This is a genomic window from Thermoanaerobaculum aquaticum, assembly GCF_000687145.1.
Taxonomy (GTDB): Bacteria; Acidobacteriota; Thermoanaerobaculia; order Thermoanaerobaculales; family Thermoanaerobaculaceae; genus Thermoanaerobaculum; species Thermoanaerobaculum aquaticum.
This window is the reverse complement of record NZ_JMFG01000036.1, coordinates 42451-49234: the sequence shown is the minus strand read 5'-3', so window position 1 is coordinate 49234 and position 6784 is coordinate 42451. Positions and strand designations below refer to the sequence as shown.

Sequence of the window (6784 nt, the reverse complement as noted above, 5' to 3'; positions counted from 1 at the left end):
CCACCACCACCCCCGCTTCCGCCCCCAGTTGCTTGAACTGCTGCAGGAAATCATCGGAAGCCAGCTTTTCCGCTTGCATTACCGGCAAGCCCACAGCCCGGGCAAAGTCGGCCACCGCCGGCGTGCTCATCAAAAGGTGCCGCCCGGCCGGCTTGTCCTCCCGGGAAACCACCAGAAGCACGTCATGCCCGGCCTTGCGCAGGGCTTTTAGCGTAGGGATTGCAAATTCCGGCGTGCCAAAAAAGACCACCCGCATGGCGCCAGTGTACAGGAAGGGGGGATGGGTTGCGGAAGGGCTGGGCGCTGGCTTAGCATGGGCACGAAAACGGAGGTTGCGGACGCATGAACAAAAAGCTTCTGGTGTCGTGGCTTTTGCTTTTTGCGGCTGTAGGTTCCCAGGCCCAGGTGGCCAAGGTGGCCGAGGATGTGGCCCAGCTACGTTTAGGCCCCAAAGCCTTTGTGGTGGAGGGGAGGGAGCTGGCCTTTGGCGGGTTGCAGGTTTCCTGGAAGATGGGCTCCGCTGCGCCGGTGTTTGCCGGCGAAAAGCAGGTGGGCTGGTTTCTCACCGGCACCGGCGAGGTCACCTACACCTTGCCGGATCCGCTCTTGCAGCCGGTGTTTGCCTACAACGTGGAAAAGGCCACGTCTCTCGAACTGAAAGGCAAAAACGCCATTGCCCAGCCCTGCGAAGCAGCTCTGGTTTTAACTTCGGGTGCACCGGAGGCCCTGCTCTCGCCCCTGCCCCAGGGCGAGCAGGCACCCCCGCAGGAGCTCTTCTCCCGCCACCGGGAACGCTTTTCCCGGGATCTGGGGTGGCAACCGCAGGACCTGTTGCCGGCCGCGCTGGTGGATGGGTGGGCGGAGCCGCTGGTCTTTGTGGAAATCCAGGGGGCCAAGGACGACCTGGTCTTTATCCACGATCCCCTGGTGGCCAGCGAAGAGACTCTTTCGGTGCTCAAGCCCATTTACGGCCGCGATACCGACCTTCCCGAGTTCAAAGGCCGGAGGTACCAGGACACCCTGGCCGAGCTGCCGTTGGGTCACGGGTGGCTGGACTTTGCCCCCGATCGTTTCTTCTTGTCCGATCTTGACGTCACGGTGGTGCACCGCGAAGGCATCCACGGCGAAATCACCGCACGGGAAACCTTTTCCATCCTGGAACCCACCCGGGTGCTTCCGCTTTCCCTGTGGAGCCAGCGCCTCATTACCGCCGGGCTTGGTGCCAAGCCCAAGGTGGTGCCCTACACGCTTTCGGCGGTCACCAACGAGGCCGGGGAACAGCTGTCCTTTTTCCACCGGGAGGGTGCGCTCTTGGTGGATTTGGGGCGAAAGGCCCAGCCCGGTGAGAAGGTCACCATCACCTTCCGCATGAGCGGGGATGTGCTCTTCAACCCCGGCAACGATCAGTTCTGGATGCTGCCCACCAGTTCCTGGTTTGCCTCCCCCCATCACATCGAGATGCAGCACGCCACCTACCACGCGGTGGTGAAAACCAAAAAGCCCTTCATTGCCTTTTCCTCCGGCAAGCTGGTGAAGCGCTGGGAGGAGGGAGAACTCAACTGTGCCGAGTTTTCCGCGGAAAAGCCGCTGATGATCCCGGTGGTGCTGGCGGGTAAGTACACGGTGCAAGAGGAAACCCGCAACGGCCGCACCGTGCGGGTGGCTTCCTACGTGGCGGCGGAGCCCCGGGGGGTGAAGAAGCTCATCAACAACGCCTTTTCGTTGATGGAGTTCTTTGAACCGTTTTTGGGTCCGTACCCCTTCCCGGAGCTGAGCATTATCGAAATTAACCAGCTCGGCTGGGGGCAAGCGCCGCCTGGGGTCATCTTCATCACCAAAGAGGCGTTTACCCCGCTGCAGGATGAGGAGACCAAGTTCTTTTCCGAGGGCATCAACGCCCGCTTTACCCACGAAATGGCCCACGCCTGGTGGGGGCACGTGGCGAAGCTCACCATGCAGGACCAATGGCTTTCCGAGTCCCTGGCCGAGTACTACGCGGCCTTTGCCATGGGCAAGCTGTGGCGGGAATCGGAGTTCAAAAAAGCCCTCAAGGATTGGGATGGGCGCGCCCGTTACGTGAAGGACAAGCTGCCGGTGTTCCTGGCGAACCAGCTGGCCGGTCCCGACGCGGGTCGCGACCGCATGGCCCTGCTTTACGCCAAAGGCCCGCTGGTGCTGCACGCGTTGCGTCAGGAACTGGGCGACAACGCGTTCTTCACGGTATTCAAGAGCTACCTCAAAAACTTCGCTGACAAACCGGCGCAAACCAAGCACGTCATCGGCATCACCAGCGTGGTTGCCAAAAAGGACTTTGGCCCCTGGTTTGACCGTTACCTGCTGGGGCCGGGGTTCCCGGCGGCGGGCAAGTAAGGAATAGGTTTTCGCGCTTTTGGGTTTTGCCTTGGCGGGGGTGGCCCCGGGGAGGTAGCAGTGTCGGAAGCTTCCGGGCAAAGCAGAAGGCAGTTTCTCAAGCTCATGGCGGCGGCGGCCGTGGCGCCACCGCTTTTGGCGCAGCCTCCGGCTCCTTCCCGCCGGCTTTCCCTGGAGCTGCCGCCGCTCCCCTACGCCTACGACGCCCTGGAGCCGTACATTGACGCGGAAACCATGCGCCTGCACCACGACAAGCACCACGCGGCTTACATCGCCGGGCTTGCTAAGGCGGTGGAGCAGGTCCCCAAGCTTGCAGAGCAAACCCTGGAGGAGCTTTTGACCTCCCTTGCCAAGGTTCCGGAGGCGGTGCGCACGGCGGTGCGTAACCACGGCGGCGGGCACTACAACCACTCGTTGTTCTGGCAGTGCCTGGCGCCCAACGCTCCCGCGGCCCCGGAAGGGGAGCTGGCCAGGGCCATGGCCAGGGACTTTGGCAGCTTCGAAAGCTTCAAGGAAACCTTTAGCAAGCAGGCTATGGGGGTCTTTGGCTCGGGCTGGGTATGGCTGGTGGTGGAGGGGGGCAAGCTCCAGGTGGCCACCACCGCCAACCAGGACACCCCGCTTTCTCTTGGGAAAAAACCCCTTCTCGGCCTGGACCTGTGGGAACACGCCTACTACCTCAAGTACCAGTGGCGGCGGGCGGAGTACGTGGCCGCCTTCTGGCACGTGGTGAACTGGCCTTTTGTGGCCAGGCGATTTACGCAAATCGCCCACGCCCGTTAACGCTTTGCCCAAAGCCCGTGTAAAGTACCCGCGGGGGGAGGCATGTCGCGGCGGGTTTTGACCGTGCTTTTTGCCGTGGTGTTTATGGATTTGGTGGGTTTTGGCATGGTCATCCCGCTTTTGCCCCTCTACGCCGAGCAGTACGCCCCTCCCCCTTGGGTTTTCGGTTTGCTTTTGGCCAGCTACTCGGCCATGCAGTTTGTCTTTTCCCCGATCCTGGGAGCGCTTTCGGACCGCTGGGGGCGAAGGCCGGTGCTGCTGGTGTCGCTGGCCGGCTCGGCCGTGGGCTACCTTCTCTTTGGCCTGGCCGATTCCTTGGCCATGCTGTTTGCGTCCCGGGTGGTGGCGGGGATTGCCGGGGGGAACGTGGCCACCGCCCAAGCGGTGATTGCCGATGTCACGCCTCCCGAGGAACGCGCCAAGGGCATGGGGCTCATTGGCGCGGCGTTTGGTTTGGGGTTCGTGGCTGGCCCGGCCTTGGCCGGGCTTTTGCTGAGCTTTTCCCCTCGGTTGCCGGGCCTGGCGGCCGCGGCTTTCTCGGCGGTGGCCTGGCTTTCGGCGTTCCGGGCTTTGCCGGAAACCCGCAAGCCGGGGCAGGAAGCGGTCGTTCGGCGTGTGCCCCTGGCCGGGGCTCGGGGTTTGGGTGGTCTTTTGGTGGTGGGGTTTTTGACCGTTACCGCCTGGGCCGCCTTTGAGGTGACCTTTGCCCAGTTCCTCCACGCCCGCTTCGCGCTTCCCGCGGCGCGGGTGGCCTGGCTTTTCGCTTACGTGGGGCTTTTGGCGGTGCTGGTGCAGGGTTTTCTGGTGAGGAAGATTCCCGGGCGCGTTCCTCCCAAAGTGTTGGTGGTGGCCGGCCTGGGGTTGGTAGCTCTGGGGCTGGGTTTGCTGGTGGGCGCCACAACCGTGCCCACGGTGCTTCTGGTGCTGCCGCTTCTGGCCTTGGGGCAGGGCCTGGTCAGCCCGGCGCTGTCCTCCTGGGTTTCCCGACAAAGCCCGGCCGCAGCGCAGGGGGAAGCCCTGGGGGCTTTTCAAGGCGTGGGCTCGCTGGCCCGCATCGTGGGGCCGATCACCGGTCAGCTGGTGCTGGGTCACTGGGGAGTGACCGGGGTTCCCCTGGTTACCGGTCTTTTGGCCCTTGCTGGTTTGGCGGTGGCTTTGCTCTTGCCCGCAGGTCGTTAACCGACAGTCCAATGACGGTTGCGTAGAATCCGTTAATTTGAGATAATCAGCCGCCCCGGGGAGTTCCAGGGGGCGGGAGAGTCCATGTTCCAAATCCTCAAAAAAGAAAGCCTGGCGCCGCAGTTTAAGCGTTACGTTATTGCCGCACCGGAAATTGCCCGCAAACACCGAGCCGGGCAGTTTGTGCTGGTGATGCTCCACGAACACGGGGAACGCATCCCCCTCACCATTGCCGGCTCCGATAAGGAGGCCGGCACCATTACCTTGGTGGTGCAGGAGGTGGGGAAGACCACCATGGAAATGGGGCTCATGGAGGAGGGGGACTGCCTGTACGCGGTGGTGGGTCCTTTGGGGACGCCCACCCATGTGGAACGGTGGGGCACGGTGGTGTGCGTGGGAGGGGGGGCCGGAATTGCGCCGCTGCTGCCCATTGCCAAGGCCATGAAGGAGGCCGGCAACCGCGTTCTCTCGATTTTGGGTGGCCGCAGCCGCGACCTGGTCATCCTGCGAGAGGAGATGGCGGCGCTCTCGGAAGAAATGTGGATTACCACCGACGACGGGTCCCTGGGTCGAAAGGGGCTCGTCACTCACGCCCTTGCTGACGTCTTGGCTAGCGAGCGGCCGGACTACGTGGTGGCGGTGGGCCCGGCGGTGATGATGAAGGCGGCGGCGGAAATGACCCGGCCGCTGGCCATCCCCACCCTTTGCTCTCTCAACACCATCATGGTTGACGGCACGGGGATGTGCGGCGGCTGCCGGGTGCTGGTGGGAGGACAGCCCAAATTCGTGTGCGTGGATGGGCCGGAGTTTGATGCCCATCAGGTGGATTTTGATTTGCTCATCAAGCGCTTGCGCACCTACCTGCCGCAAGAGCAACTGGCCAAGCAACGGTTTTTGGAAAGCCATCAGTGTGTGGCCCTTGAAGCGGCCGGGGGGAGGGTTTAAGGCCATGACGGGACTTCCTGAACTACCCAAAAAGGAACGCACCAAGATTCCGCGGCACCACATTCCTGAACAGCCCCCAGAGGTGCGGATCCGCAACTTCCAGGAGGTGGCCTTGGGCTATACACCGCAAATGGCCATGGAAGAAGCCCAGCGCTGCCTGCAGTGCCCGGATCACCCCTGTGTGCAGGGCTGTCCGGTGCAAATTGATATCCCCACGTTCGTGGATCTGGTGCGGCAAGGGGAGTTTGCCAAAGCCGTCGCTAAGATCAAGGAAGCCAACACCCTGCCGGCCATTTGCGGGCGGGTTTGCCCGCAGGAGGACCAGTGCGAGGCGCTGTGCGTGCTGGGCAAGAAGTTTTCGCCGGTGGGGATTGGCTACCTGGAGCGGTTCGTGGCGGATTACGAACGCCAGTCCGGCACCGTGCGCATGCCCGAAGTTCCCCCGTGGAGCGGCCACAAGGTGGCGGTGATTGGTTCGGGGCCGGCGGGTTTGACCTGTGCTGCGGATCTGGCACGCCTGGGCCACAAGGTCACGATCTTTGAGGCCTTGCATAAGCCGGGCGGGGTTTTGCTTTACGGGATTCCCGAGTTCCGTTTGCCCAAAGCCATCGTGGAGTACGAGGTGGAAAACCTCAAGAAGATGGGGGTGGAAATCCGCACCAACTTTGTGGTGGGGAAAACCGCCACCGTGGAAGAGCTGTTTTGGGAGTACGGCTACGATGCGGTGTTCTTCGGCACCGGTGCCGGCTTGCCATCGTTTTTGGGCATCCCGGGGGAGGAGCTCATCGGCGTGCTTTCCGCCAACGAGTTCCTGACCCGGGTCAACCTCATGAAAGGCTACGCCTTTCCCGATTACGACACCCCGGTGCCGGTGGGGCGGCGGGTGGCGGTGATTGGCGCCGGCAACGTGGCCATGGACTGCTTGCGCTGCGCCAAGCGGTTGGGGGCGGAAGAGGTCATGTGCATTTACCGGCGCACCCGGGCGGAATCCCCGGCGCGCATTGAAGAGCTCCAGCGGGCCGAGGAAGAAGGCATTGATTTCCGCTGGCTTTCGGCCCCGCTGGAGATTTACGGCAACGCCGATGGCTTTGTCACCGGCATGAAAATCCAGCGCATGGAGCTGGGGGAACCGGATGCCTCCGGGCGGCGTCGGCCGGTACCCATCCCCGGCTCCGAGTACGAAATTGCCGTGGACATGGTGATCGTGGCCATCGGTCAAAGCCCCAACCCCCTGGCCACGCGGGTCACCCCCGGCCTGCAGCTTGACCGGCACGGGTGCATCATCGTGGATCCCGAAACGCAAATGTCTTCAATCCCGGGCGTATTTGCCGGCGGAGATATCGTCACCGGCGCGGCCACGGTAATCCTGGCCATGGGGGCGGGGAAGAAAGCCGCGCAGGGGATCCATGAGTGGCTTGCCAAGCTGGATCGCGGTGAGGTGAGCAAGCCCCGCTTTGATGCCGTGCCTGCTGCCCAGGCACCGGTCCATCCGTAGCGGTTTTTGGCC

Annotated in this window: 5 protein-coding genes and 1 pseudogene; 5 read left to right on the top strand and 1 reads right to left on the bottom strand. The window is 63.1% G+C overall.

What is annotated here, in order from left to right; all coding sequences use genetic code 11:
• Positions 1–256: pseudogene (locus EG19_RS13785) on the bottom strand (methionyl-tRNA formyltransferase); the annotation flags it as partial.
• A gap of 86 nt (positions 257–342) precedes the next feature.
• Between EG19_RS13785 and EG19_RS11210 the strand changes: the two are divergent.
• From EG19_RS11210 to gltA, 5 genes are all read left to right on the top strand, one after another.
• Entirely contained in the window at positions 343–2370 is a 2028-nt protein-coding gene (locus tag EG19_RS11210) for a M1 family aminopeptidase (protein WP_038050393.1), read from the top strand.
• Between the two features lie 105 nt (positions 2371–2475).
• Positions 2476–3153, top strand: a complete 678-nt coding sequence (locus EG19_RS11205) for a superoxide dismutase (protein ID WP_053335260.1) — start codon at positions 2476–2478, stop codon at positions 3151–3153.
• Positions 3154–3195: 42 nt separating this feature from the next.
• Positions 3196–4332: a tetracycline resistance MFS efflux pump gene (locus tag EG19_RS11200; protein WP_038050392.1), complete on the top strand. Its 1137-nt coding sequence runs from the start codon at positions 3196–3198 to the stop codon at positions 4330–4332.
• 84 nt (positions 4333–4416) lie between these two features.
• Positions 4417–5277 carry a sulfide/dihydroorotate dehydrogenase-like FAD/NAD-binding protein gene (locus tag EG19_RS11195; protein WP_038050391.1) on the top strand — a complete coding sequence of 287 codons (861 nt, stop codon included), beginning with the start codon at positions 4417–4419 and terminating at the stop codon, positions 5275–5277.
• Between the two features lie 4 nt (positions 5278–5281).
• Complete coding sequence (gene gltA, locus EG19_RS11190) at positions 5282–6772, top strand: NADPH-dependent glutamate synthase (protein ID WP_053335258.1); 1491 nt, start codon at positions 5282–5284, stop codon at positions 6770–6772.
• The last annotated feature ends 12 nt before the right edge of the window (positions 6773–6784 follow it).

Excerpts from the sequence above, each read along its gene's own strand:
- EG19_RS11210 (WP_038050393.1), top strand. The coding sequence starts at position 343 with ATGAACAAAAAGCTTCTGGTGTCGTGGCTTTTGCTTTTTGCGGCTGTA.
- EG19_RS11205 (WP_053335260.1), top strand. The coding sequence starts at position 2,476 with ATGGCGGCGGCGGCCGTGGCGCCACCGCTTTTGGCGCAGCCTCCGGCT.
- EG19_RS11200 (WP_038050392.1), top strand. The coding sequence starts at position 3,196 with ATGTCGCGGCGGGTTTTGACCGTGCTTTTTGCCGTGGTGTTTATGGAT.
- EG19_RS11195 (WP_038050391.1), top strand. The coding sequence starts at position 4,417 with ATGTTCCAAATCCTCAAAAAAGAAAGCCTGGCGCCGCAGTTTAAGCGT.
- gltA (WP_053335258.1), top strand. The coding sequence starts at position 5,282 with ATGACGGGACTTCCTGAACTACCCAAAAAGGAACGCACCAAGATTCCG.